23 protein-coding genes, 4 tRNA genes and 1 riboswitch are annotated in these 23,788 nt (G+C 38.6%); of the genes, 10 read left to right on the top strand and 17 right to left on the bottom strand.

What is annotated here, in order from left to right; genetic code table 11:
• Positions 1 to 12: 12 nt before the first annotated feature.
• Together fabF and rnc are read left to right on the top strand one after the other, a co-directional pair.
• Positions 13 to 1,266 carry a beta-ketoacyl-ACP synthase II gene (gene fabF / locus ASF92_RS02660; protein WP_056087398.1) on the top strand — a complete coding sequence of 418 codons (1,254 nt, stop codon included), beginning with the start codon at positions 13 to 15 and terminating at the stop codon, positions 1,264 to 1,266.
• A gap of 92 nt (positions 1,267 to 1,358) precedes the next feature.
• Entirely contained in the window at positions 1,359 to 2,087 is a 729-nt protein-coding gene (gene rnc, locus ASF92_RS02655; RefSeq protein ID WP_056087395.1) for a ribonuclease III, read from the top strand.
• Between the two features lie 135 nt (positions 2,088 to 2,222).
• On the opposite strand, the gene ASF92_RS02650 is transcribed toward rnc, so the two are convergent.
• The 10 genes from ASF92_RS02650 to murQ all read right to left on the bottom strand — a co-directional run bounded on the left by ASF92_RS02650 (position 2,223) and on the right by murQ (position 12,403).
• Positions 2,223 to 2,936: a carboxypeptidase-like regulatory domain-containing protein gene (locus ASF92_RS02650; RefSeq protein WP_056087392.1), complete on the bottom strand. Its 714-nt coding sequence runs from the start codon at positions 2,934 to 2,936 to the stop codon at positions 2,223 to 2,225.
• 190 nt (positions 2,937 to 3,126) lie between these two features.
• Positions 3,127 to 3,549 (bottom strand): tail fiber domain-containing protein, encoded by a 423-nt coding sequence (locus ASF92_RS02645; RefSeq protein WP_056087389.1) that lies wholly within the window; start codon positions 3,547 to 3,549, stop codon positions 3,127 to 3,129.
• A gap of 74 nt (positions 3,550 to 3,623) precedes the next feature.
• Positions 3,624 to 3,932, bottom strand: a complete 309-nt coding sequence (locus tag ASF92_RS02640) for a hypothetical protein (RefSeq protein ID WP_056087385.1) — start codon at positions 3,930 to 3,932, stop codon at positions 3,624 to 3,626.
• Positions 3,933 to 4,028: 96 nt separating this feature from the next.
• Entirely contained in the window at positions 4,029 to 4,982 is a 954-nt protein-coding gene (locus ASF92_RS02635; RefSeq protein ID WP_056087382.1) for a methylenetetrahydrofolate reductase, read from the bottom strand.
• A 73-nt stretch (positions 4,983 to 5,055) separates the two neighbouring features.
• On the bottom strand, positions 5,056 to 5,172 hold the full coding sequence (locus ASF92_RS21485) for a hypothetical protein (protein WP_255353095.1): 117 nt from the start codon (positions 5,170 to 5,172) through the stop codon (positions 5,056 to 5,058).
• Positions 5,173 to 5,191: 19 nt separating this feature from the next.
• Positions 5,192 to 5,380, bottom strand: coding sequence for a four helix bundle protein (locus tag ASF92_RS21480; protein ID WP_255353094.1), 189 nt, complete (start codon positions 5,378 to 5,380; stop codon positions 5,192 to 5,194).
• Positions 5,381 to 5,448: 68 nt separating this feature from the next.
• A complete protein-coding gene (metH, locus tag ASF92_RS02625; protein WP_082489429.1) occupies positions 5,449 to 9,579 on the bottom strand; it encodes a methionine synthase in 4,131 nt (1,376 codons plus the stop codon).
• A 167-nt stretch (positions 9,580 to 9,746) separates the two neighbouring features.
• A riboswitch (SAM riboswitch) is annotated at positions 9,747 to 9,851 on the bottom strand.
• A 114-nt stretch (positions 9,852 to 9,965) separates the two neighbouring features.
• Complete coding sequence (locus tag ASF92_RS02620) at positions 9,966 to 10,721, bottom strand: Bax inhibitor-1/YccA family protein (RefSeq protein WP_056087379.1); 756 nt, start codon at positions 10,719 to 10,721, stop codon at positions 9,966 to 9,968.
• A 202-nt stretch (positions 10,722 to 10,923) separates the two neighbouring features.
• Positions 10,924 to 11,490 carry a hypothetical protein gene (locus ASF92_RS02615; protein ID WP_056087376.1) on the bottom strand — a complete coding sequence of 189 codons (567 nt, stop codon included), beginning with the start codon at positions 11,488 to 11,490 and terminating at the stop codon, positions 10,924 to 10,926.
• Positions 11,491 to 11,587: 97 nt separating this feature from the next.
• Positions 11,588 to 12,403 (bottom strand): N-acetylmuramic acid 6-phosphate etherase, encoded by an 816-nt coding sequence (gene murQ / locus ASF92_RS02610; protein ID WP_056087373.1) that lies wholly within the window; start codon positions 12,401 to 12,403, stop codon positions 11,588 to 11,590.
• A gap of 177 nt (positions 12,404 to 12,580) precedes the next feature.
• Between murQ and ASF92_RS02605 the strand changes: the two genes are divergently transcribed.
• The 3 genes from ASF92_RS02605 (at position 12,581) to ASF92_RS02595 (ending at position 15,457) form a co-directional block, all read left to right on the top strand.
• A complete protein-coding gene (locus ASF92_RS02605; protein ID WP_056087370.1) occupies positions 12,581 to 14,188 on the top strand; it encodes a S41 family peptidase in 1,608 nt (535 codons plus the stop codon).
• 128 nt (positions 14,189 to 14,316) lie between these two features.
• Positions 14,317 to 14,913, top strand: a complete 597-nt coding sequence (locus tag ASF92_RS02600; protein WP_056087367.1) for a short chain dehydrogenase — start codon at positions 14,317 to 14,319, stop codon at positions 14,911 to 14,913.
• 37 nt (positions 14,914 to 14,950) lie between these two features.
• Positions 14,951 to 15,457 (top strand): GNAT family N-acetyltransferase, encoded by a 507-nt coding sequence (locus ASF92_RS02595; protein ID WP_056087364.1) that lies wholly within the window; start codon positions 14,951 to 14,953, stop codon positions 15,455 to 15,457.
• Here ASF92_RS02595 and ASF92_RS02590 read toward each other — a convergent pair.
• From ASF92_RS02590 to era, 4 genes are all read right to left on the bottom strand, one after another.
• Entirely contained in the window at positions 15,454 to 15,963 is a 510-nt protein-coding gene (locus ASF92_RS02590) for an N-acetyltransferase (protein ID WP_056087361.1), read from the bottom strand. The genes ASF92_RS02595 and ASF92_RS02590 overlap by 4 nt on opposite strands.
• A 353-nt stretch (positions 15,964 to 16,316) precedes the next feature.
• Positions 16,317 to 17,618, bottom strand: a complete 1,302-nt coding sequence (gene der, locus ASF92_RS02585; RefSeq protein WP_056087358.1) for a ribosome biogenesis GTPase Der — start codon at positions 17,616 to 17,618, stop codon at positions 16,317 to 16,319.
• Between the two features lie 155 nt (positions 17,619 to 17,773).
• Positions 17,774 to 18,280, bottom strand: a complete 507-nt coding sequence (locus tag ASF92_RS02580; RefSeq protein WP_056087354.1) for a TlpA disulfide reductase family protein — start codon at positions 18,278 to 18,280, stop codon at positions 17,774 to 17,776.
• A 36-nt stretch (positions 18,281 to 18,316) separates the two neighbouring features.
• Positions 18,317 to 19,213, bottom strand: a complete 897-nt coding sequence (gene era, locus ASF92_RS02575) for a GTPase Era (RefSeq protein WP_056087350.1) — start codon at positions 19,211 to 19,213, stop codon at positions 18,317 to 18,319.
• A 114-nt stretch (positions 19,214 to 19,327) separates the two neighbouring features.
• Between era and ASF92_RS02570 the strand changes: the two genes are divergently transcribed.
• From ASF92_RS02570 to ASF92_RS02555, 4 genes are all read left to right on the top strand, one after another.
• Positions 19,328 to 19,403, top strand: a tRNA-Met gene (locus tag ASF92_RS02570).
• Positions 19,404 to 19,477: 74 nt separating this feature from the next.
• Positions 19,478 to 19,549: transfer RNA gene (locus tag ASF92_RS02565), tRNA-Glu, on the top strand.
• 74 nt (positions 19,550 to 19,623) lie between these two features.
• A tRNA-Met gene (locus tag ASF92_RS02560) sits at positions 19,624 to 19,696 on the top strand.
• A gap of 80 nt (positions 19,697 to 19,776) precedes the next feature.
• Positions 19,777 to 19,848 (top strand) — tRNA-Glu (locus ASF92_RS02555).
• Between the two features lie 243 nt (positions 19,849 to 20,091).
• On the opposite strand, the gene ASF92_RS02550 is transcribed toward ASF92_RS02555, so the two are convergent.
• Positions 20,092 to 22,245: a P-loop NTPase fold protein gene (locus ASF92_RS02550; protein ID WP_056087347.1), complete on the bottom strand. Its 2,154-nt coding sequence runs from the start codon at positions 22,243 to 22,245 to the stop codon at positions 20,092 to 20,094.
• A 127-nt stretch (positions 22,246 to 22,372) separates the two neighbouring features.
• Here ASF92_RS02550 and ASF92_RS02545 point away from each other — a divergent pair, with 127 nt between their 5' ends.
• The gene (locus ASF92_RS02545; RefSeq protein WP_056087344.1) at positions 22,373 to 22,558 is read left to right on the top strand and encodes a hypothetical protein; all 186 of its coding nucleotides are present in this window, start codon (positions 22,373 to 22,375) and stop codon (positions 22,556 to 22,558) included.
• Positions 22,559 to 22,749: 191 nt separating this feature from the next.
• On the opposite strand, the gene ASF92_RS02540 is transcribed toward ASF92_RS02545, so the two are convergent.
• Positions 22,750 to 23,184, bottom strand: coding sequence for a hypothetical protein (locus tag ASF92_RS02540; RefSeq protein WP_056087342.1), 435 nt, complete (start codon positions 23,182 to 23,184; stop codon positions 22,750 to 22,752).
• A gap of 12 nt (positions 23,185 to 23,196) precedes the next feature.
• Positions 23,197 to 23,607, bottom strand: a complete 411-nt coding sequence (gene rpsF / locus ASF92_RS02535) for a 30S ribosomal protein S6 (protein ID WP_082489428.1) — start codon at positions 23,605 to 23,607, stop codon at positions 23,197 to 23,199.
• Between the last annotated feature and the right edge of the window lie 181 nt (positions 23,608 to 23,788).

Here is a 23,788-nt window from a genome sequence, read left to right as displayed (position 1 = left end):
TTTTCAGTATAAATGGAATTAAAAAGAGTAGTAGTAACAGGGTTGGGTGCGCTCACTCCTATAGGCAATAATGTTCCTGATTTTTGGGAAGGATTGACTAACGGGGTGAGTGGCGCTGCCCCTATTAAGGGTTTTGATACTGAAAAGTTTAAAACCAAATTCGCTTGTGAGGTAAAAAACTTTAATCCGGAAGATTTTCTGGAAAAAAAGGAGGCCCGCAAGCTTGATCCGTTTGTACAATATGCTTTAGTAGCAACAGAGGAGGCTGTAAAGGATGGTAATTTTGATTTTGAGAAATTAGATACCAACCGGATTGGCGTTATCTGGGGCGCAGGCATCGGTGGATTGAAAACTTTTTTAGATGAAATTTCGAATTTCGCTAAAGGAGATGGCACGCCAAGATACAATCCATTCTTTATCCCTAAAATGATTGTTGATATCGCTCCAGGGCATATCTCGATTAAATATGGCTTACGCGGGCCAAATTTTGCAACTGTTTCTGCATGTGCTTCCTCAACCAATGCCATGATTGATGCTTTCAACTACATCCGTTTGGGTATGGCTGACATCATCATCAGTGGTGGTTCTGAAGCCATCATCAACGAAGCAGGAATGGGTGGTTTTAACGCCATGCATGCATTATCTACGCGCAATGACGATCCGACTACCGCTTCCCGTCCTTTCGATAAAGACAGGGATGGTTTTGTAGCCGGTGAAGGTGCAGGTACCATTATTCTGGAAGAACTTGAACATGCTAAAGCAAGGGGTGCAAAAATTTATGCAGAACTTGTTGGTGGTGGTATGAGTGCGGATGCAAATCACATTACTGCACCACATCCTGAAGGTTTAGGCGCCAGAATGGTGATGACTAATGCACTAAGAGACGCCGGTTTAACAACTGCTGACATTGATTACATTAATGTTCACGGTACGTCTACACCACTTGGTGACATCAGCGAAACTAAAGCGATTGCCGATCTTTTCGGCGAGGATGCTTACCGCTTAAACATCAGTTCGACTAAATCAATGACCGGACACCTTCTGGGTGCAGCTGGTGCCATCGAAGCCATCGCAGCAATTCTTGCTGTTCAAAACGACGTTGTGCCGCCAACAATAAACCACTTTACAGATGATCCCGCATTTGATCCTAAACTAAACTTTACTTTTAATAAAGCTCAGAAACGTGAAGTGAGAGCAGCTTTAAGTAATACCTTCGGTTTCGGTGGTCATAATGCCTCCGTTATTTTTAAGAAATACGAAGATTGATAAAAAGCCAGGCTATATAATTTTGTATGCTAATTAAAAATAGATAACTTAGTTAAATATGCTGATTAGCCGTTAATTGTGTTATTTATTTAATGCCGATATTAAAATTATATAAACTTTATTTTTCTCCTGAAAAGGAGTTCGTTAAGAAGCTGAAAAATATTTTGGGCTTTGTTCCGGGAAATGTAACGCTATATGAAATGGCGTTCAGGCACCGTTCTGTAGCTAAAGTTTTAAAAAACGGTACCCGCAGCAGTAATGAGCGACTGGAATTCCTAGGCGATGCCGTATTAGGCTCTGTAATAGCTGAATTGCTTTTCAAACATTATCCATATAAAGAAGAAGGTTTTTTAACCGAGATGCGATCTAAGATTGTAAACCGGGCAAATCTAAATCAGCTGGCAAGGAAAATGGGCTTTGATAAACTGATTCGTTTTGACCAACGCTCTGTAAGCATTCAAACCAAACACAACTCCATGCTCGGTGATGCCTTCGAAGCCATTATCGGAGCCATATACATGGACAAGGGTTACAATTTCACCAAAGAATTTCTTTTAAGGCGCATAGTGAAACCCCATATAGACATTCACACTTTAGAACTTACTGAAACAAACTTTAAAAGCAAGTTAATTGAGTGGTGCCAGCGTCACGGTAAAGATATATTGTTTGAACTTGTAGAAAACGGAGAGGGCGAAAGTGCAAAGCTGTTTACTATAAGTGCCGTGGTTGAAGGGGAAAAAGTGGGTACCGGCAGGGATTATAACAAGAAAAACGCAGAAAAACTTGCCGCCGAGAAAGCCTGTGAAACCCTGGCGATATAGAATTAATTGTTAGAATTGATTAATTGTTTAACTGCTAAAATGGTTAATTACTAAATTGTTAAAATTGGTTAACTGTTTAATCGATTAACTGAAAACTGCCGACCGCCAACTGAAAACTGATAATAGGCAACTGAACTACTTCCCTTTACCCAACGTGTCGGTAAATTTCTTTGCTGAATCTTTAATGTATTTAATGTAATCGTAGCTGCTCCAGGATTGTGCTTTCTGGTAATCCGGGCGATAATTCAGCATGTAATTTTCGAGCGTATCGCCCCTTAAGCTTGTATTATTCTTTATAATACTCTGGTTGAAATAAACATCAATCTGCGATTGTTTGATTTCATTATCAGCATATCGACTAAACCTGCGGGCATTTTTCGGCTCCTTTCCAACTAAATTATATAATCCGTTTAAAGGGTTGAATATTGCAGATAAGAAAGAGGATTTACCACCATTGTAAACACCTTTATTCTGAAACTCACGCTTGATTTCGGCCAGGTCGCTCTTTTTTGTATTGCCAATAATGGTAACCTCATTTAACATGGTGCTGCTTCTGGTTAAATAAATGAGGATATCTTGTTGCGCTTTTATCACAATCCGCTGATCATTCAGGAAAGTTTTCGCGATTAGCAACGTGTCACCAACAGCAACCTTTAACTGAAACAGACCCAAATCATTACTCGTAACGCCTATTTTTGTGCGCTGGTTTTGAATATTTGCTAACGCAACACGGGCATTTGCTCCTTTTTCAAAAACGACTCCTTTAACAATGAATTCCTGCGCCTCTGCTACCCTGGATAAACCGAATAAGCAAATAATAGCGAATGAAAAAAAGTAACGGAATTTCATGTATGAAGAGTTTTGGTAAAATTAACAATTGTAAGCCAGGTAAACTGTTAAAAAAACGTTAATAAGCAACTAAAGTTTTAAGGATGCCCTGTTTTGTTTCTAGGCGTCATTTTTCGATAGATTTGCTGTTTTTCGAGATGCGATAAAAAAAGCCGGAATATGATATCCCGGCCCAACTAACACTAAAAATTTACTTTGTATTTTTTGATTTCAAACTATCAAGCTCACGCCTTAATTGCTCAATTTGCTGTTGTTGTTCTTTAATGCTACCAACCAGCAACGGAATCAAACTTTCATAATCTATTTTAGAAATGGTGGCTGTTCTGGATGCATTTTTACCAGTTGGGTAATCTTTCGCCGTTTTAATGACCAGCGATGGTAAGACTTTTTGAACATCTGCCGCTACAAAGCCCAATTGAGTTTTATCTGATATTTTTAATTTGTCGGTCCATTTGGCATCATAATTAAAGCGCACAGGCTGTAGTTGCGATACGAGTGAAACCGAATTGTTTAAAGGTTGGATATTGGTTTGCGCAACTTCCTGAGCGCTGACTTTTGAAGATGCGGAAATTAGTAACGCCGCAAACGCCGTTGAAAAAATTAAAGTTTTCATCTTATTAAAATTATATAAATATGAATTGATATCCCCTGAAATAAATTCAAAAAGAGGAATTAGAAACGGTGGTGTTACGCTTCTAAGGATGGTGGAGGTGTTAAAACCTCAGGAAAATAAGACGGGAAAAAATTGTTTTGGGGCAGTAGAGTTTTCTCCTTTAGCTGTATAAGAACTTTTAGATCCGGAAGAATCAACATACGCTCTTCGAAATATTCTGTTTCTATTTTCTTCTCTTCCTTTTCTGTAGAATCCTGATTAGCAGAATTATATTCCGCTGTTTTAATTGAATTTACGAAAACAGACACCACCCCACTTGTTTTGAACAATAAGGCTATTGCAAAACAATAAATTAGGACATATTTAAAACTACCTGATTTCATTAAAGCAAATATACTGGCTCCGTCTCTAAGAAACAGTTATTATTCGTTAAAGTTCTGTCAGAATTGATTTTTGGTCGCAGTTTATAACAACTTCCCTTAGAATATGGCCCTTGCAATTTTCTTCGTTTGCTCTGGTTTACCCATCGTATAAAAATGCAGTACAGGCACACCAAAGTCCATTAGTTCTTTACATTGTTTAATCATAGCTTCGGTACCAATTTCTTTCGCTTCTGCGTTACTTTTAGCATACGACAGTGCATCCGTTAGCTCTTCAGGCAAATCGATGTGGAAGATTTTAGGCAGCACGTTTAATTGCGTTAATGTACTGATTGGTTTTAAACCCGGTATAATCGGTACATGGATGTCGTTCTCCCTGCATTTTTTAACAAAATCGAAATACTTCTGGTTGTCGAAAAACATTTGGGTAACGATAAATTCTGCGCCCATATCCACCTTTTTCTTTAGAAATTTAAAGTCGGTATTTAAGTTTGGCGCTTCAAAGTGTTTTTCAGGATATCCGGCAACGCCAATACAGAAGTCACTTTTAAAAGTTTCTACATCCTCATGCAGAAATTTGCCTTCATTATGGTTTTTAATGTGCTCAATTAAATCCGTGGCATAGCAATGTCCACCTTTCGTTGGAATGAAGGCCGTGTCAGCAGAACGGGCATCGCCGCGCAGTGCCAAAACATTATCAATACCTAAGAACTGCAAATCGATTAATGCATTTTCAGTTTCTTCTTTGGTGAAGCCGCCGCAAATTAAATGTGGAACGGCATCAATTTTATATTTATGAATGATTGCAGCACAAATGGCAATCGTACCCGGACGTTTACGGTAGGATACCTTTTGCAATAATCCGTTTTCCTGCTCCTTATAGATGTAATCTTCCCTTAAAGACGTCACATCAATAAACGGTGGATTAAACTCCAGTAATGGATCTATCGCATCGTAAATCCACTGAATACTCTGCCCTTTTATAGGTGGTAAAAGTTCAAAAGAGAATAAGGTTTTGCCCTTTGCGTTTTTTATATGGTCTGTAATTTTCAATTTAGGTTAAAGGTTATGGTTTAAAAAGTTAAAAGTCTTAAGTCATTTAGTACTTAGTATAAAGTCGTTAGTATCACGATTGGATGCCTAAACTTCTTTGCAATCCACTTATCATTTTTTGCACTTCGTTAATTTGAATAATGGTTTTTTCATAAGGGACCTGGTCAATATATCCGAACTCATAAGCCAATATTATTTGCGTTTCTAATTCAAATGGAGCCTAAACTAATACTTAAGAATTGATTAAGTTCTTTATTAGATTTTCTTCCACAACCCCCTGCAATATTAGATGGTATTGAAATAGCGCAACGTGTTAGTTGAGATGTTAAAGAGTACCTTTCTTCAGCAGGAAAAGTTCTTGTAATTTGAAATATCAATTTAGAGATTTCAATTCCCATTTTCCAAACTTTAAACTCTCTAAAATTGTGCATCCTGTCTAAATACTTTATACTAAATACTAACTACCTTAATACGCTAGGTTTGGACTAAGCCACTTTTCCGCCTCTTCAATAGTCATCCCCTTCCTGCTTGCGTAATCTTCTACCTGGTCTTTTGTAATTTTACCCAGGCCGAAATACCGCGATTCGGGATGTGCGAAGTAAAACCCGCTTACTGCAGCTGTTGGATACATGGCGTAACTTTCCGTTAAGCGCAATCCAATCTGGTTTTCGGCATCGAGCAGGCTGAACAAAGTGCCCTTTTCGGTATGCTCCGGGCAAGCCGGATAACCCGGTGCTGGCCGAATGCCTGCATACTCCTCTTTGATTAATTCCTGGTTACTCAGGTTTTCATCCTTCGCATAGCCCCAATACTCTTTACGAACACGTTCATGCATCCTTTCAGCGAAAGCTTCAGCCAACCTGTCGGCCAGGGCTTTAGCCATGATGCTGTTGTAATCATCATGATTGTCTTCAAACTCCTTAACAAGTTCATCAATACCAATACCAGTTGTTACGGCGAAGCCGCCAAAGTAATCCTGGATTCCTGATGCCGCAGGAGCAATAAAATCTGATAAAGCATAATAAGGTTGTCCGTCTACTTTTTCAGCTTGCTGGCGCAAAGTATGAATGACAGCCCCACTCTTGCTCTCCCCAAAGGGAAGAGAACTGGACTGTTCAGCTATCAGGGCCTGTTCTTTAATAGATGGCAAGTCACCAAGAGTTCGAACAATGACGTCCAGTACGTGATCAATATCAGAAATGATTTCTTCATTTTTGAAACGAATAACGGTGTATCCATTTTTTTCAAGCCAATCGGTTCGTTCTAAATCAGATTGTATATTTTCCGGCAACTGATGTATCAAACCATCTATTTCGATAATTAAATTTCTATCCAAACAAACAAAGTCGGCAATATACTGCCCGATAATGTGCTGTTGTCTGAATTTAAAATTTTCTAATTGCTTGGATTTTATTATTCCCCAAAGTATGTGCTCTGCTTCCGTTGGGTTATTTCTATGTTTTAATGCAAAATCTTTTAAAATTGAATACATTACCGGATCGGCGGTATGGTAGCCTCTAAGCGCTCCCTTCCCTTTGGGAAGAGTTGGGGATGGGCCGACTTCCAAAACGATATCGTCTCCAACTGCATTCGCTGGCCAAAAACCGATAACACCTCTCGCCGTTAGTAATTTTTCGTCTAATATTCTTTTTAATAATAGCTGTGCATCGTCGAAAAGCTTTCTGGCTTCATCACCAACATTTTTATCGTCGAATATTTTAGGATAGCTGCCACGAAGTTCCCAGGTATGGAAAAAAGGTGTCCAATCAATATAAGGAACCAGTTCTTCCAAAGGATAATTGTCAAAAACCCTTGTACCTGTAAATTCCGGAACAGGAAGATTTTCTTTGAAATCTATTTTGAATTTGTTGGCTCTTGCTTCTTCTAATGTTTTGAAACGTTTATCGGAGCGCTTGTTTAAATGGCCTTCCCTGGCTTTCTCATATTCCGCTTTAATACCTGCAACGTAATCCGCTTTGGTTTCAGGGTTCATTAAAGTGCTGCAAACCGTAACACTACGCGATGCATCCAAAACATGTATTGCCGGACCTGAGTAATTAGGAGCTACCTTAACGGCGGCATGAATACGGGAAGTTGTTGCGCCACCAATAATCAATGGAATAGTAAAGCCTTCACGCTCCATTTCCTTGGCAAAGTGTACCATCTCATCTAATGATGGTGTAATCAGGCCACTTAAGCCAATGATATCGGCATTTATTTCTTTGGCTTTTTTAATGATTTCCTGAGCAGGAACCATTACGCCCATATCTACAATTTCGAAGTTGTTACAAGCCAGAACCACACCAACAATGTTTTTCCCGATATCGTGTACATCGCCTTTAACGGTTGCCATTAATACCCTTCCGGCTGATGAATTCTGATCTTGGTCGGGATTATCCAGTTTCTCCTGCTCAATAAACGGAAGCAGGTAGGCCACTGCCTTCTTCATTACCCTGGCCGATTTCACCACCTGTGGCAGAAACATTTTTCCGGCGCCGAATAAATCACCAACTATGTTCATTCCGTCCATTAAAGGACCCTCAATAACCTGAATCGGCCGAGCATATTTCTGACGGGCCTCTTCAACATCATCATCGAGGTATTCTACAATACCCTTTACCAATGAATGCGATAATCGTTCCTCTACCGGACCTTTTCTCCATTCCTCATCCTTTACAATTTCTTTCCCTTTAGATTTTACCGTATCGGCATATTCCACCAATCGCTCGGTGGCGTCTTCCCTGCGGTTTAAGAGCACATCTTCAACCCTTTCTAAAAGTTCCGGCGGGATTTCCTGGTAAACCTCCAGCATACCCGCGTTTACAATACCCATATCTAAACCCGCCTGAATGGCGTGGTAAAGAAATGCGGAGTGCATGGCTTCGCGTACCACATTATTTCCCCTGAAAGAGAATGAAATATTAGAAACACCGCCACTTACTTTGGCATAAGGAAGGTTTTCTTTAATCCAGCGTGTTGCGTTGATGAAATCGACAGCATAATTGTTATGCTCTTCTAATCCTGTTGCAACGGTTAATATGTTCGGGTCGAAAATAATATCCTCTGCCGGGAAACCAATTTCATGAACCAGGATATCGTAACTTCTTTTACAAATTTCTTTTCTGCGTTCGTAGTTATCTGCCTGCCCCTGCTCATCAAATGCCATTACAACAACGGCAGCACCGTATTGCATAATCTTACGGGCACTTTCACGGAATTTATCTTCGCCTTCTTTTAAGGAAATCGAGTTTACAATGCCTTTACCCTGCAGACATTTTAAACCATTTTCAATAACCGACCATTTAGAGGAATCGACCATGATGGGCAATTTTGCAATATCAGGTTCGGAAGCAATCAGGTTTAAAAATTTAGTCATTGCCGCTTCCGAATCGAGCATACCCTCATCCATGTTCACATCGATTACCTGTGCGCCACCCTCTACTTGCTGCAAGGCAACGGCAAGGGCTGCTTCGTAATCGCCACCTAAAATGAGCTTAGAGAACTTTGGAGAACCGGTAATGTTGGTTCTTTCTCCAATGTTTACGAAGATGCTTTCGGGTGTAATGGTTACGGGCTCTAATCCGCTTAAGCGCATGTAAGGCTCAATCTTCGGAATTTTTCTCGGTGCTGCTTTACGGGCATTTGCCGCGATACAACCGATATGGTCAGGTGTAGTTCCGCAGCAACCGCCTACAATATTTACAAAGCCCGATTCAATGAAATCATCAACTAAGTGAGCGGTTTCGTGAGGTTGTTCATCATAAGCGCCGAATTCATTTGGTAAACCCGCATTTGGATAAGCAGAAACATAGCAACCTGCTTTTGCAGCAAGTTCTTCAATGTGCGGACGCATTTCTTTGGCACCCAAAGCACAGTTAAAACCGATACTCAAAGGTTTTGCATGCATTACAGAGTTTAAGAAGGCCTCTGCTGTTTGACCGGAAAGTGTTCTTCCGGAAGCATCGGTAATGGTTCCCGAAATCATGATTTCGAGCTTCCGCCCAATTACTTCTTCGTATTTTTTAATGGCCACGATGGCCACTTTTGCGTTTAAGGTATCGAAAATGGTTTCGATTAAAAGTACATCAGAACCGCCGTCTACTAAACCACGAACTTGTTCGTAATAAGCAGCCTCCAACTCATCGAAATAAACCGCCCTGAAACCCGGGTCGTTTACATTTGGCGACATAGAAAGCGTACGATTTGTCGGACCGATTGCACCGGCAACAAAACATTTCCTGTCAGGGTTTGCCGCCATAAACTCGTTTACAGCTTCTTTTGCAACACGGGCACCTTCAAAGCTCATTTCATAAGAAAGGTCTTCCATCTGGTAATCGGCCATGGAAATGCGTTGCGTACTGAAGGTATTGGTCTCGATAATATCGGCACCCGAATTCAGGTATTCTAAATGTATGGCTTTGATAATATCCGGACGCGTAATGTTCAGCAAATCATTATTGCCTTTTACATCGCAGGGATGATCTTTGAAACGTTCCCCTCTAAAATCTTCTTCTGTTAATGTATAACGCTGGATCATGGTGCCCATCGCCCCATCAATTACCAAAATACGTTTTTCTAATTCTTCTCTTATACCCATTTGTTTTAGTAGCAAGTAGTTAGTAGCAAGTATCAAGATTCCTGATATGCGCCCTAACTGCAGATAATAAGCATAGTACCTAGACCAGATCTGTCTTGATACTTGATACTTGATACCTGATACTTAAATAGCTTATTTAAAAAGTTGGTACGAGAATCGTAATCCTAAACTTATCTTTTCCCGCCATTTGCAGAATAGAATTTAGCACCTTGTGTGGTCACAGGTTGCTAAGACTTCGTTGGGTCTAATCCCTCCGTCTTTCTTAATAAGCGTACAAAAATGCAACAAAGCATTATCAATTCCAAAAATTATTGCTTAGGCGCCAAATAAAATTACAAAGGCCACGCAAAACTGCGTAGCCTTTAAAATATTGTTCTGTTTTAGGATTATTTTCTGCTTCCGAATATGCGAAGTAAGAAAAGAAAAATGTTTAAGAAATCAAGGTATAAGGAAAGTGCAGCAACAATTGCCATCTTTTTAGACTCAACTGCTAACACCTGTTCTCCGCTTGCTTCAATGCCTTCGCCAATGCGTTTTATCTTCTGAACATCGTAAGCCGTTAAAGCTGTGAAAATTGCGATGCCAATGAAAGCCATAAATAAGCTGAATTGCTCGCTTTGGATAAACATATTTACGACACTTGCGATTACAAGGCCAATAACGCCAACCATAAGAATTGGTCCGAATTTACTCAAATCGATATTGGTTGTATAGCCCATAAAAGCCATAATACCGAAAATACCTGCTGCGCCTGCAAAACAACTCACAACTGAACCAGAAGTGTAAGCAAGTAAAATAAAGCTTAAACTAATCCCTGTTAATACTGAATAAAGCACGAAAACACCGATTAAAGCGGGCAATGACAATCTGCTTAATCCAAATCCCATTAATAAGACTAAACCAAGTGGAGCAAACATGGCTATATAACCAAATATCGACATGCCTACTTTCCCGGTTTCAGGATTAATAGTCATAAGGTACTGCATGAATTGTTCATTAGTACCAAAAATATAAGCAGCCACAGTTGATAAACTTAATGCGACAAACATCCATAAAAAGACATTTGCAAAGAATTTCTTAGAAACAGAGCCTTCTTGTACGAAAACGCTATTGTCCTGATATTGATAATTTTGTTGTTCCATTTTATTTTGTGTATTTAAATAATTTTAACTCAAACCATTTTGCAATAAAAACGCTCTGTTTTCTTCTATCAAAGATTGTGCAAGATTAATATCCTTGTTTTTAAGCCCCTTATTACTGACAAGTTTAACCTCATCCAATTAAATTTGGCTTCTCCATCTGCATTTCTGACATGAGATATAATAGTACTTAAAAATAAATATTTTAATTTAATCTTTTTGTCAGCAATTCTTCAACTTTCTTAAAGAACTGGAGTGGCTTCAAGGTACGCCAGGGCATGTTATCAAAAGCACCACCAAAGTTAATGTAGTAATCGATGCTGTTATCCTTAAATTCCCGAATCACGTGCTCCTGAAAGTTAACTCCAACAATCCAGCCATCTTCTACTTCCTGAAACCATTCTTCGTAATAACTATCATCCGACGAATGAAAATTTAAGACATTTTCACCAATCAGGATGAATTTATTGATGCCTTCATCCATCATCAATTCTAAAATATCACGCTTCAAAAGCATAATGTCATTGTTGATGGCGTCGTTCCATTCTCCGATAAATTCTATAATTGCGTAACTCCTGTCGTAATCGGCGAAAAGCACTTTCATGTAAAGTGTATTCGAACCGAATTCATCCCACTGCGGGTGAAGCAAAAAATTGTATATCTGCTTATCGAAGTAAAGTTCGGAGTATTCGGTATTGTAAAACGGGGAACGATCATCTTCTGCCGAAATGTATTCATCTCTCCACTGGTAATAAGGCTCTATTTCGTGCATTAGTTAAATTTTTGATTTTAGATTTACGATTTTAGATTAAGCAATCGCAAATCAACTATTTTAATACCCGGCTATACAATCGTAATTCGTAAATCTACTATCGTAAATTCAAATGTCCGGCTTCTACTGCTTTACGAACGCTTCCGTAACGATTAAGCAAATCTGCTGCCTCATCATAACTGACTTTTAATTCATCCGCAACCATTTGCGTTCCGCGGTCGACCAGCTTATTATTGGTTAACTGCATATCCACCATTTTATTGCCAACAACACGGCCCAGCTGAACCATAACCGTAGTACTCAACATGTTTAAAACTAATTTTTGTGCCGTACCTGATTTCATTCTGGTAGAACCGGTAATAAATTCCGGCCCAACAACAACCTCAACAGGGAAATCAGATTCAGCAGCAATTGGTCCACCGGTATTGCAAACAATACATCCTGTTAATACGCCATTTTTACGAGCGGTATTTAAGCCTCCAATTACATAAGGTGTTGTTCCTGATGCGGCTAAACCTACCAAACAATCCTTCTCGTTAATATCAAATTCCATTAAGTCCTTCCAGGCCTGTTCCGCATCATCTTCAGCAAATTCTACTGCCTTCCTGATAGCCGTGTCGCCACCTGCTATGATACCCACAACCCAATCAAAAGGCACGCCATAAGTTGGCGGACATTCAGATGCATCTACAACGCCCAAACGGCCACTTGTACCTGCACCTATATAAAAAAGGCGACCGCCTTTTTTCATTCTTTCGGCAACGGCTGAAGTCAGTTTTTCTATTTGAGGCAGAGACTTTTCAACCGCAAACGCAACCGTTTTGTCTTCCTTATTAATGGCCTGCAACACTTCCATTACGGACATTTGTTCGATGTGGTTATAATTAGATTCTTGCTCGGTAACTCTGTTCATAAATTTAATTTTGATAAAATTCGGTAAATTCTTTTTAAAAAATGGTCTAAAAATCTAAAAATATACCGGTTTACATTTTGTCGTATTAATTATTGTTAAATATTAGAAACAAAAGACGATAAATCGCCGTTAAAAAAATAATCAACCCGCTAATTTTCATAAATTTGCACAACGCTGATGAAAAAAAATACCCGTAACAATATCCTTGTCGCTTTAAGCTATTCTGTAATTTTAATAGCCGGGATGTTTTTGGGTATTAAGTTCATCAAAGATCAGGGTTATGGTGTTCAGAAAAGCCCGGCTTTAACTGCAAAAAATTCTGAAAAGCTTGAAGAAATCCTCCACATCATCAATGGAAATTATGTAGACGAAATCAATACAGATTCCTTACAGAATTTACCTATAGATAGCGTATTGCATCAGTTGGACCCACACAGCGTTTACCTTCCCCCAGCGAACGCACAGGATATGCAAAATGATTTGGAGGGGAATTTCGAAGGTGTTGGTATTGAATATTACATGCTGAACGACACCATGATGGTGACCAATGTTATCAAAGACGGACCTGCTTACCAGGCTGGCATTAAACTGGGCGATAAAATTTTATCTATCGACAGCACGGTAGTTAGCGGGCGAAATTTACCTAAAAGCCAATTAGCGGGCCGTTTCAGGGGTAAAGCAGGTAGCGGCGTGAACGTTCAACTAATACGTAATGGGAGTCAGCTGCCAAACCGGTTGATGGTTACCCGTGGAAAGGTTAACATCAGCAGTATAGACGCGGCTTACATGATTAATAATGAAACGGGTTATGTACGGATCAGTAAATTTGGCGCTAACACGGATTCTGATTTTTCCAATGCAGCTGCAGGTTTGAAAGCCAAAGGCATGAAAAAACTCATTCTTGACTTGCGTGATAATGGCGGGGGCTATTTTAGTGCCGCTACCGGACTCGCTGATCAGTTTCTACCTGAAAATAAATTAATCGTATATACACAGGGTAAGCATGAACCCCGTACAGATTATTTCTCAACAGGCACGGGCGCTTTTCAACAGGGAAAACTTGCCATTTTAATAAATGAAAATACAGCTTCTGCCAGCGAGATTGTTGCAGGGGCCATACAGGATTTAGGCCGCGGTGTAATCGTTGGCCGCCGTTCTTTTGGTAAAGGACTAGTGCAAGAGCAGTTCTCATTTGAAGATGGATCAGCGTTAAACCTAACCATTGCCAGGTATTACACGCCGTCGGGAAAAAGCATTCAGAAATCTTACAAGAAAGGTTATGATGCTTATAAGCATGAGCTGGACGAACGCTTGACAGACGGCGAACTAACCGGGGATTTAACCTCATTCAGGGATTCTGTAGAGAAAAATGGCGGGATAAACTTATCGCAACCCAGAAAGCCAAAAACAAGCGGCGGGATACAACCTGATATTTTTGTGAAGCTGGATACCACAGGTTACAATAAATTTTACAGTACACTGGTTAGTAAAAAGGTACTCTCTGATTACGTTTTTAATGTACTCACCAGCAAATATAACAGTGCTTATATTGAACAGAATATCAACCTATTCAACTTAAACGATTCCGATTTTCGAGACTTTATCGGCTTTTTGCAACGCAAAAACGTACCGATAGATCGTTTTCAGCTTTACAATTCGAAAACAGTTATTCTTAACGATTTAAAGGCACTTCTTTGCCGTTACTACCTCGGTGATGTTGGTTATTATAAAGCCATCAACCAAAATGATAATGCGGTTAAACAGGCCCTTGCCAGTCTTCAATAGTCCTGGGTCAACTCCAGTACAAAACAGCAAAATCGCTTAACATAAATTCAGGTTTATTCCCACAAACTTTTAAAGGGACCCAAATGTTTAAATTTGAGTAGGTTTAAGTTAACATTTAAGCTATAGAGATGAAAATAATAGTTGTCGGTGCAACAGGTACATTGGGCAAAAAAGTAACTGAAGCCTTCGGACAAAAACATGAAATTATACGTGTAGGAAATACCAGCGGTGATATTCAGGTCAATATTGAAGATGAAACATCAATCAAGACAATGTTTGAACAGGCCGGTCCTTTTGATGCATTAATCAGCACCACCGGAAAAGCCCCTTTTGTTCCGGTTAGCGAAATGACCGGCGAAGCATTTAAAAGCGGCTTGCTGAACAAATTTCTCGGACAGGTTAATCTTGTACTCATCGGCCAGCATTATATTAATGAGGGTGGTTCTTTTACCTTGACCTCGGGCATTCTTGCTGATCATCCCGTAGCAGCAGGCACGGCATTAAGTGCCGTAAACGGCGGCTTAAATTCTTTTGTTATTGCCGCAGCCCCCGAACTTAAAAATGGTGTTCGTTTAAATGCGGTCAGCCCGAATGTGGTTGAAGATTCTCCCGCATACTTTGATGCCTTTCCAGGTGAGATTCCGGTCGTTATGGATAAGGTTGTTAAGGCCTTCGAAAAAAGTGTATTGGGCATAGTAAGCGGACAGGTGATTAAAGTATATTAGTGATTAAATGGCTATATTAAGCTAAGCATTATCTAGCATGATAGAAACAGAACGCCTCCTGCTAAAGCCCCTAACTCATGATCAGCTTTTAAAATACATCAAAGATGATCATTCACTGGAAGAAGAATTCGGGCTATTGTCAAACAAGAAAAATATTTCTCCTTCATTACAGGATGCATTGAAGCAAACCATTTTGCCGAATGTTCATAACAAAGACAAAAACTACCGCTATAATACACTATGGGTATTAATTTCAAAATCTGACCATAAAATAATTGGTGACATAGGTTTCGAGGGTGAACCGGATGCGAATTGTGAAATTGAGATTGGTTATGGTACTTACGAAGCGTTTCGAGGAAGAGGTTTTATGACTGAAGCTGTAGCGGGAATAATTGAGTGGGCGAAGGAACAGGATGACGTGAAAACCATTACAGCATCAACCGGCGTAGATAACGTTGCGTCTTATTCCATATTGGAAAAAAACAATTTTATAAAAGTATCAGAAGGTGAAGGCATGTTTACCTGGAAGTTGAAACTAGATTAAACTTTAATTTCGAAAAGGCTCAAACTAATGCCTTCATAATGTTTTGGCAAGCCCTCCGTTTTTTCCATAGTAACAACGCCCACATAATCGAAACCGCAGCCGGTATAATATTCTAATAATTTTTCATTATCCGCCCAGGTATCCATTCTAATGAATTTGATACCTCGGATAGGCGCAAATTCTTTTGCCCATTTGATGATCTCTTTTACAAAAGCATAACCCCGGAATTGAGAGTGTGTTACGATGCGATGGATGTAAATTGAATCTTTATCTCTGTCGCCCCAGATTAATTTATCAGCATAAGTCACTGCGAAAATACAGGCCACTACCCCATCGACTACTATCTTAAACTGCCTGTGTTCTTGAATTTCAGTTTCAATTAGTTCGTTGCTGAAACCCTGCCAGTGTTTATTGAAAACTTTTTTCTGATGAGCAACAGCCATATCATAAAACATAAAAATGGTGTCGATATCGGAGATTTGGCTGTTTAAAACCTGGATTTGCATGCTGCGAAGATAAGGATTAAGAGGATGTATCAAAAAGATTTACACTGGGCTCACTAAGCAATTATATTTACGTCGCCATTCCCAATTTAATTGGGAATCCTAATGCCATTGCAAATCGCTTTAAGATTAGCTTCGCTGAGCACTTCGTGGTTCCCGCCTGCGCGAGAATGACGGGGGAAACGAAATAAAATTCTGACCTTAAAGCTAAATTTTACTTTTGATACAGCCTCTTGAAAAACATTGAAATCGCAAAAAGCAGGATTGCCTTTCCCTATGGAATGCGAACCCTGCTTTATAAATATTTATTAAACTTTTTGCTTTAAGCTTTAGTCTTTCTGCTTTAAGCTTTAACCTTACTTCTGTCTAAAATAGATTTGAATCGGCGCACCTGAAAAATCAAAGTTCTCTCTCAGTTTATTTTCGATGAAACGTTTATATGGGTCTTTAATGTACTGTGGCAAGTTGCAGAAAAACGCAAACATCGGCGAGGTCGCATTAATTTGCGTGATGTATTTAATTTTAATGTGTTTACCTTTTAATGCCGGCGGCGGGAATTTTTCAATCAAAGGGAGCATGACATCATTCAATTTTGATGTCGGGATTTTCTTACTGCGGTTTTTATAAACATCAAGCGCAACTTCAATTGCTTTGAAAATACGTTGTTTGTTCAAAACAGAGGTAAATACAATCGGGACATCGGTGAATGGACGGATACGTTCATGAATCTGCTCTTCAAAAGCTTTCATGGTTTGCGTATTTTTCTCAATCATATCCCACTTATTCACCAGGATTACAATACCCTTTTTGTTTTTCTCCGCGAGGTGGAAAATATTGATGTCCTGGCTTTCGATACCTTCCTGCGCATCAATCATTAAAACCACAACGTCAGCTTCTTCCAAAGCTTTAATGGTACGCATTACGGAATAGAACTCCAGGTTTTCTTTAACTTTGGTTTTCTTACGCAAACCTGCTGTGTCAATTAACATAAACTCATGGCCAAACTGGTTGTAATGAATTTTAATTGAATCGCGGGTTGTACCTGCATTTGCGGTTACAATATTACGTTCTTTACCAATTAAAGCGTTTACTAAAGATGATTTACCCACGTTCGGGCGACCGGCAATCGTAATTTTTGGTAATTGGTTTTCTTCTTCAGGAATATCTTCGAAATGTTTAACGATTTCATCTAATAATTCACCCGTTCCGGAACCAGTCATTGATGAAAGCGGAAAAACCTCACCTAAACCAAAACTATAAAAAGTACTGATTTCACTATGAAGTGCGGTATTATCTACCTTGTTGGCCGTTACAAAAACAGGCTTATTGCTACGGCGCAGTACCTGCGCAATATCATCGTCCAGATCGGTGATGCCTGTGGTTACATCAACCATGAAGATAAGCACGCTGGCTTCTTCAATAGCAATCATTACCTGCTCGCGAATGGCGGCTTCATAAACATCTTCAGAATTTGCAACATAACCACCGGTATCAATTACGGTGAATTGTCTGTCGGTCCATTCTGCAGTACCGTAATGCCTGTCGCGGGTTACACCACTTAAATCGTCTACGATTGCTTTACGGCTTTCAGTTAACCTGTTAAAAAGTGTGCTCTTGCCTACGTTCGGCCTGCCTACGATGGCTATAATGTTACTCATGTATCTCTTAATTGATAGTTAATGGCTTATAGTTAACGGTCTGGATGTTCAGCAAGCTGCTTAAACTATTTGGCTATCAGCCATTGACTATCAACTACTAACCGATTTATTTCGGGCTGCAAAGGTACGGTTAATTATCGTAACCTCAATCAATATTAAATTTTATACTTTTCTAAAAGCGTTTTTATAACTTCCTCTGTAAGCTGGCTGCCATCTAATAATGGAAATCCTTCCCATCTTACAATTCCTTTTGGATCGATTAAGATTGCGTGGGGAATTCCCTTCACCTGAATGGAATTTTTTACAGTTCCTTTTGTATCTATCGCTTCGAAATAACTAATTTTTGGATTATTAAAGGCTTCGACTTTTTCTGCCGTCTCATCAGACACACCAATAATGACAATTTTATCGGCGTATTTTGCCTGAATATCATTCAGTGTTGGAATATAAGCCCTGCAAGGACCGCACCAGGTTGCCCAGAAATCAATCAACACAAACTTTCCTTTAGTGTCGGGTTGTTTTGAAACCCACTTTTCAACAATTAGTTCGGGTGCTTTTTCATTCAGGATTGACTTTGCCCACAGTTTTTTACCATTGTTAGATTCCTGAGCGAAAACTACTGTACTTAACAGCGATAAGAGAAACGTTAAACTTTTCTTCATTTTGATATAATTTAATTTATCTAATAAAAATCGAGTTTAATTATCGTAACCAAAACTTTTTAAGTAATTTTTCTTACTTCTCCAGTCTGGAATTACTTTTACAAACATTTCCAGGAACACTTTTGTGTCTAAAAATTTCTCTATTTCTATCCGGGCTTCGGTACCTACTTTTTTAAGCATACTGCCACCGGTACCGATTAATATATTTTTTTGAGAATCCCGTTCTACCACAATTTCTGCGGTAATCCTTACCATTGAACCTTTACCGTTTTTCATTTCTTCTTCCTTGAAACTTTTAACGATAACCTCGGTGCTGTATGGAATTTCTTTTTGATAATTCAGGAATATTTTCTCACGAATGATTTCAGAAACAAAGAAACGTTCAGAACGATCGGTGTACTCTTCTTTATCATAATATGCAGGATGCTCGGGTAGCATTTCCAAAACCCGATCTAACAAACCATCCACATTGTGGTTGTGTAAGGCCGAAATTGCATAAATAGCAACGGGATTTAATTTTTCCTGCCAATACGTAATCTTCTCATCCACCTGTTCCTGCAAGGCTTTATCAATCTTGTTTATCAATACGATGGTCGGGATGTTTCTATTCAGGATTTTCTCCAGAACGTCTTCTTCATCGTGCTCCTCATTAATGTCGGTTACGAATAAAAGTATGTCCGCATCGGTCAAAGATCCGTTTACAAAGCTCATCATGCTCTCCTGTAAACTGTACTTTGGTTTAATAATACCCGGGGTATCGGAGAAAACTATCTGATAATCTTCTTCATTTACGATACCTAAAATACGGTGTCTTGTGGTTTGTGCTTTAGGTGTAATAATGCTAAGTCGCTCGCCTACAAGCACATTCATGAGGGTTGATTTACCTACATTTGGTTTACCTATTATACTAACAAAACCTGCTTTATGCGCCATTAAAATATTTTTTAAAAAAAATTTGCAGTACAAAGAAACGAATTATATCTTTGCATTCCAATTCGGAAACAGAGTTAAGGATTTAATTCAATAGAAAAAACGAGTTGTATATAATGCGGGGTGGAGCAGTTGGTAGCTCGTCGGGCTCATAACCCGAAGGTCGCACGTTCGAGTCGTGTCCCCGCTACCACTTTAAGCTGAAAGCTTAAGGCAGAAAGTTAAAAGCTTTAGACTTTGGTCTTTTTATCTTTAGGCTTAAAAAATGGCCCGTTCGTCTAGGGGTGAGGACGCCAGATTTTCATTCTGGAAACAGGGGTTCGATTCCCCTACGGGCTACGAAACCGCTTTACAAAAGTTGAGCGGTTTTTTTATCAAAAAAAGGTTGGTATATCCTCAAAAATACAACGTAATGCGGGGTGGAGCAGTTGGTAGCTCGTCGGGCTCATAACCCGAAGGTCGCACGTTCGAGTCGTGTCCCCGCTACTCATAAGTTAAAAGTGATAAGTAAAAAGTTATAAGTTAAGTTAACTTATAACGTAAAACTTTCAACACTTAACTCAAGAGGCCCGTTCGTCTAGGGGTGAGGACGCCAGATTTTCATTCTGGAAACAGGGGTTCGATTCCCCTACGGGCTACTTAAACCCGCTAACATCTTGATTGTTAGCGGGTTTTTTGTTTTTAATGATAAAATCAATTTTTGCTAAGATTATGGTCAACACAAAAACTAAACGATATAGGATTTAACTCATCAAGACAGAAATTAATCAAAGGTATAGAAGCCTACGCCGATTTATCAGATTGGGTCCAATCTAATATTTATTAGCTCGTAATTGAAAACGATTGACTAGCCTTTGTCATATGCCTTTAATGTCCATAACTTAATCTTTCGCCGGCGATTCAATTGCTTCTATTTTATACCACTTATGAAATTGTCTTGCCATATTTAAAAGTGTAAATTCTCTCTCAGTCATGTCAATCCAATATGGTTCGTCTGATTCTAATTCCTCGATCGTAAAGTTCAATAACAGTCGACTATGTATATCATTTTTATCAAAATAAGATACAATATATTCATACTGGTTTTTATTGATGTCTGTTTTAAATTCTCCTTCACGAGAACTAGTTCTTTGAACTGGAACAAATGATTTAAGCAAATTTAAAACTGTCTCGTTATTCTTGTCCAAATATGTTTTAATATATGACTTCAACTCGCCGCTATCCCTTTCTTCCCATGTTGAAACTATGTAATGTATTTGATTTGGAAATTTTTCAAATACGCTTTCATCACCAGCTTCTGTTATGGCTCGTTCAGTTAATATTTTAGCTAATTCTTGATACTGCGCAAGGTCAAACAACTTGTCTTCAGGACGATCTCCAGTTCGTAACCAATTGTTTAAACTATAAGCAAACACAAAGTCTTTAGGATATGCCATTAATTCTTTGGCAAACTCAAATATATTTTCTTCTTTATTATTTTTTAAAAGCTGATAAATAAATATAGCTGCTTGCCCTGCTTGCGTATCAAAGCCGTAACCAAGCATACCGCCTGTATTTGATAAGAGATCTGTAATTAAGCAGAGCGATTTTGCAATGGTTTTACTAGCATGCCAATTCAGACTAGTTTCATGTGTTCGCATTTTTTGGATTAGGGTACCTGTGTCGCTACGGCCTATTATATCTCTAATTTCACTTTCAATCTCTTGCGGAGTACCTGTATCAAGCTTTTTTAATAGTAGATCAAATTCAACATCTGATATATCACCCTCAATTACTGCGTATGAAAAATATCTGTCAAAGTATTGTGGAGATGCTATGCGCTTGGCTACATACCAATCATTTTTGGTTTCGTCCGAAAAATGGAAATTACCGTATACAGTATCTAAATTCGGAAATAGATTACTTATTAGATCTAAGCTGTTTGCACGGTCAATTTTGCTTGAATTCTTACCTAGTAAATCAAAATGTGCTTTTATATCGGTTATCTTTTGTTGATCGCTGCCAATACCAAAATGTTCATACGATCCGACGAAATAGTCTGCATTTCCTTTAATGAATTGATAGTGATCTGGGTAAAATATTTTGAGAGCCTCAACGAGCATTAAATCCACCATATTTACTTCACCTTTTAAAAGGGGTAAAGAAAACGAAAGAGAATTTCCAAACCTTACCGCCAAGCGTGGTGTGTTTAATCGAGGAAGGATATTTGTGCTAAATTGATACACAAATCTTTGTACCTCTTTTTCTGTCAGAGTGATTGTGGCCGCATCAATAGCATTATTAACCATATCAAAGCAGAATTTTTTCAAAGCCTCTGGCTGTGCTTTTGGAATTGTTAATGGGATTTGAATAATCTTTTCTAAGAAGCTGAAACCAGAATTTTTATCCCCCGAACCAAATCTTTCTCCAATAGCGGCTGCAACCATTGCCTCATCAAAAGATAGTATATATGTGGTATTTGAGAAGTCGGCCGTCAGCTTTACTAATCGGAAAAGAGTGTAAATCTCTTGTTTATCCAATCGGTCTATATCATCTACGAAGATTACAATTTTACTGGTACTCTCATCGAGAAAATCATCCACCCGCTCTTTAAGCTGTTCAAGATCAACATCCGAAACAGCATTTCCGATTCCCGAAAAGTCAAATCCAAATATGCTACCTGATGACCCGTATTTTTTTACAAAACCACCTAGCTTTTCCATTCTAGTATTTAGCTTCTTGTTTATAGCTTCTGCAATTTTGTTAAAGAAGTTTATCAATAAACTTTCTTCATCGCTGTAGCGCCAAGGATTAAGATTGATCCGTATGATTGCCTCATCTTTGGCAAGTTCTTCATCAATAAAATTTAACACTGAAGATTTACCTTCTCCCCAAGCACCAAATAAGCCGAATACAATACTTTCTTTGCTTTTCCTATGAATTATAGTTTCTGCAATGCGTTTTGAAAAACTGTAACGCTGAAACCTATCTTCTTTTGCGTCCTTGATAGGGCGATCTGCTGTGTAGTTTTCTATAGGGGTGACTTGCTTTGGCATTTGGTAAGGTTAAGCTATAAAACTACCAAAATTAATTGAAGCTCGTCCACATAATGCAAACTCCCAATTCATTCCTAAGTTGGAAAACTCTCCAAAACCCGGCACCAATCTTTGGCAAATAAAAATTATGCCAGAGACAAAATTTAAAACTAACAGAGGTACCACGCCGGATAAGCTAGCCTATAAGAGTCGCTGTCTAAAAGAAAAGCCATTCCAAAGCACAAAAAAATCCGGCAGCTTCGCTATCCATGCTCGTGATGGAAGAAGAACAAAGGCAACTCAAGAAGAACAAATTTATTCAGATAAGACATGATGAAATCTATTAAGGAATAAATTGTCATTATTATCTAAATGACCAAAGAAGTATTATTTAAAATAATATCAATATTCTACAATTGAGCCTATAAGAGAGAGAATTTAACTATTTTCTTTAAAGCAAAAAAATTCATTTTCTTATATACGTCCAGGATAGTGGCTTACTCCAGTTATTGATAGCAAGACCGATCATGCTAAAAACTTTAACAGATATTTAAAGATCAAACTATACGCGGTGATCATAGCTAATATCTTCAAAACAAAGAATGTCCAGCCTCCATAACGAATATAAAAAGGAGCGTCTAGCTTATCGGCTTTAGCTTCTGTAATAGAGTGATTCTTTAATTTTTTTATTTGTATTCTATAAAAAATATAGAGTGTTACGGTACGCCATAGATACTGAAGCAAATCACAAGTTAATGAAACAACTATAATAATTAAAGGCAAAAAAAGATCCCTGGGCAAAAGAGAATTAAAATTAGGGCTTCCAATTAAGTTTGATTTGTTAAAAATCCAAATTATAGCAATCCCTCCCAAAGACAAATTTCGGTTTAATTCACTAACCTTCGCGCTTGCGGCGAAAAATTCTTCCCAATAGGATTTTAAACTTTTTTGATCTGCCATAATTATGATCTACTACCAATTACCAGATTCTGCATTACCACCTTTTTTACCAGGGCCAGTGTCACCATCGCCACCTACTTTCTGTAGCGTTTTATTAAACGCACCTGTACGCTTCTTATCATTATAAGCTATAGCATGCTTGTCAAGCCTTATTGTTAGGAATCGAACTATCCTTTCGTCCCTCTTAAGTTCAATCTCTAATTTATTAATTAAATCACCTAGTGCCTTGTATTCAGTTAGGTGAAAATACCCAGTGGATTTTTTCTGAATTGGATATGCTAATTTTCTCAGACCCCAATTATCCTCTTGAATAATTACGGCTCCGTTATCGGCAAGGATTTTAGAGAATTTGGCAATTACCTCTTTCGAGGCTTCCTCAGATAACGATGGGGTCAGGATTATAACGGTTTCATATTGTTGCATAAAATCGATGTACTAGCTAACAAGTGCTCACAACACAAGTTAATCATTTGTTTAAATAAATACAACTAAACTATAAGTTTAATTGGTTGAGCAATCCGTAATCTCTAGTTTGATGCATTACCCTCCTATATGTTTTAAATATTTGAGATCCTTCTCTATATTAAGTATGCCCGAATTTTTT

This window comes from Pedobacter sp. Leaf176 (assembly GCF_001424305.1).
In the GTDB taxonomy this organism is placed as follows: domain Bacteria; phylum Bacteroidota; class Bacteroidia; order Sphingobacteriales; family Sphingobacteriaceae; genus Pedobacter.
The sequence above is the reverse complement of the archived record's forward strand: the minus strand, read 5'-3'. Positions and strand labels throughout refer to the sequence as shown.

Bases quoted from the DNA above. Each gene is read 5' to 3' on its own strand.
- fabF (WP_056087398.1), top strand. From the start codon at position 13: ATGGAATTAAAAAGAGTAGTAGTAACAGGGTTGGGTGCGCTCACTCCT.
- rnc (WP_056087395.1), top strand. From the start codon at position 1,359: ATGCCGATATTAAAATTATATAAACTTTATTTTTCTCCTGAAAAGGAG.
- ASF92_RS02650 (WP_056087392.1), bottom strand. From the start codon at position 2,936: ATGAAATTCCGTTACTTTTTTTCATTCGCTATTATTTGCTTATTCGGT.
- ASF92_RS02645 (WP_056087389.1), bottom strand. From the start codon at position 3,549: ATGAAAACTTTAATTTTTTCAACGGCGTTTGCGGCGTTACTAATTTCC.
- ASF92_RS02640 (WP_056087385.1), bottom strand. From the start codon at position 3,932: ATGAAATCAGGTAGTTTTAAATATGTCCTAATTTATTGTTTTGCAATA.
- ASF92_RS21480 (WP_255353094.1), bottom strand. From the start codon at position 5,380: ATGGGAATTGAAATCTCTAAATTGATATTTCAAATTACAAGAACTTTT.
- metH (WP_082489429.1), bottom strand. From the start codon at position 9,579: ATGGGTATAAGAGAAGAATTAGAAAAACGTATTTTGGTAATTGATGGG.
- ASF92_RS02620 (WP_056087379.1), bottom strand. From the start codon at position 10,721: ATGGAACAACAAAATTATCAATATCAGGACAATAGCGTTTTCGTACAA.
- ASF92_RS02615 (WP_056087376.1), bottom strand. From the start codon at position 11,490: ATGCACGAAATAGAGCCTTATTACCAGTGGAGAGATGAATACATTTCG.
- murQ (WP_056087373.1), bottom strand. From the start codon at position 12,403: ATGAACAGAGTTACCGAGCAAGAATCTAATTATAACCACATCGAACAA.
- ASF92_RS02605 (WP_056087370.1), top strand. From the start codon at position 12,581: ATGAAAAAAAATACCCGTAACAATATCCTTGTCGCTTTAAGCTATTCT.
- ASF92_RS02600 (WP_056087367.1), top strand. From the start codon at position 14,317: ATGAAAATAATAGTTGTCGGTGCAACAGGTACATTGGGCAAAAAAGTA.
- ASF92_RS02595 (WP_056087364.1), top strand. From the start codon at position 14,951: ATGATAGAAACAGAACGCCTCCTGCTAAAGCCCCTAACTCATGATCAG.
- ASF92_RS02590 (WP_056087361.1), bottom strand. From the start codon at position 15,963: ATGCAAATCCAGGTTTTAAACAGCCAAATCTCCGATATCGACACCATT.
- der (WP_056087358.1), bottom strand. From the start codon at position 17,618: ATGAGTAACATTATAGCCATCGTAGGCAGGCCGAACGTAGGCAAGAGC.
- ASF92_RS02580 (WP_056087354.1), bottom strand. From the start codon at position 18,280: ATGAAGAAAAGTTTAACGTTTCTCTTATCGCTGTTAAGTACAGTAGTT.
- era (WP_056087350.1), bottom strand. From the start codon at position 19,213: ATGGCGCATAAAGCAGGTTTTGTTAGTATAATAGGTAAACCAAATGTA.
- ASF92_RS02550 (WP_056087347.1), bottom strand. From the start codon at position 22,245: ATGCCAAAGCAAGTCACCCCTATAGAAAACTACACAGCAGATCGCCCT.
- ASF92_RS02545 (WP_056087344.1), top strand. From the start codon at position 22,373: ATGCCAGAGACAAAATTTAAAACTAACAGAGGTACCACGCCGGATAAG.
- ASF92_RS02540 (WP_056087342.1), bottom strand. From the start codon at position 23,184: ATGGCAGATCAAAAAAGTTTAAAATCCTATTGGGAAGAATTTTTCGCC.
- rpsF (WP_082489428.1), bottom strand. From the start codon at position 23,607: ATGCAACAATATGAAACCGTTATAATCCTGACCCCATCGTTATCTGAG.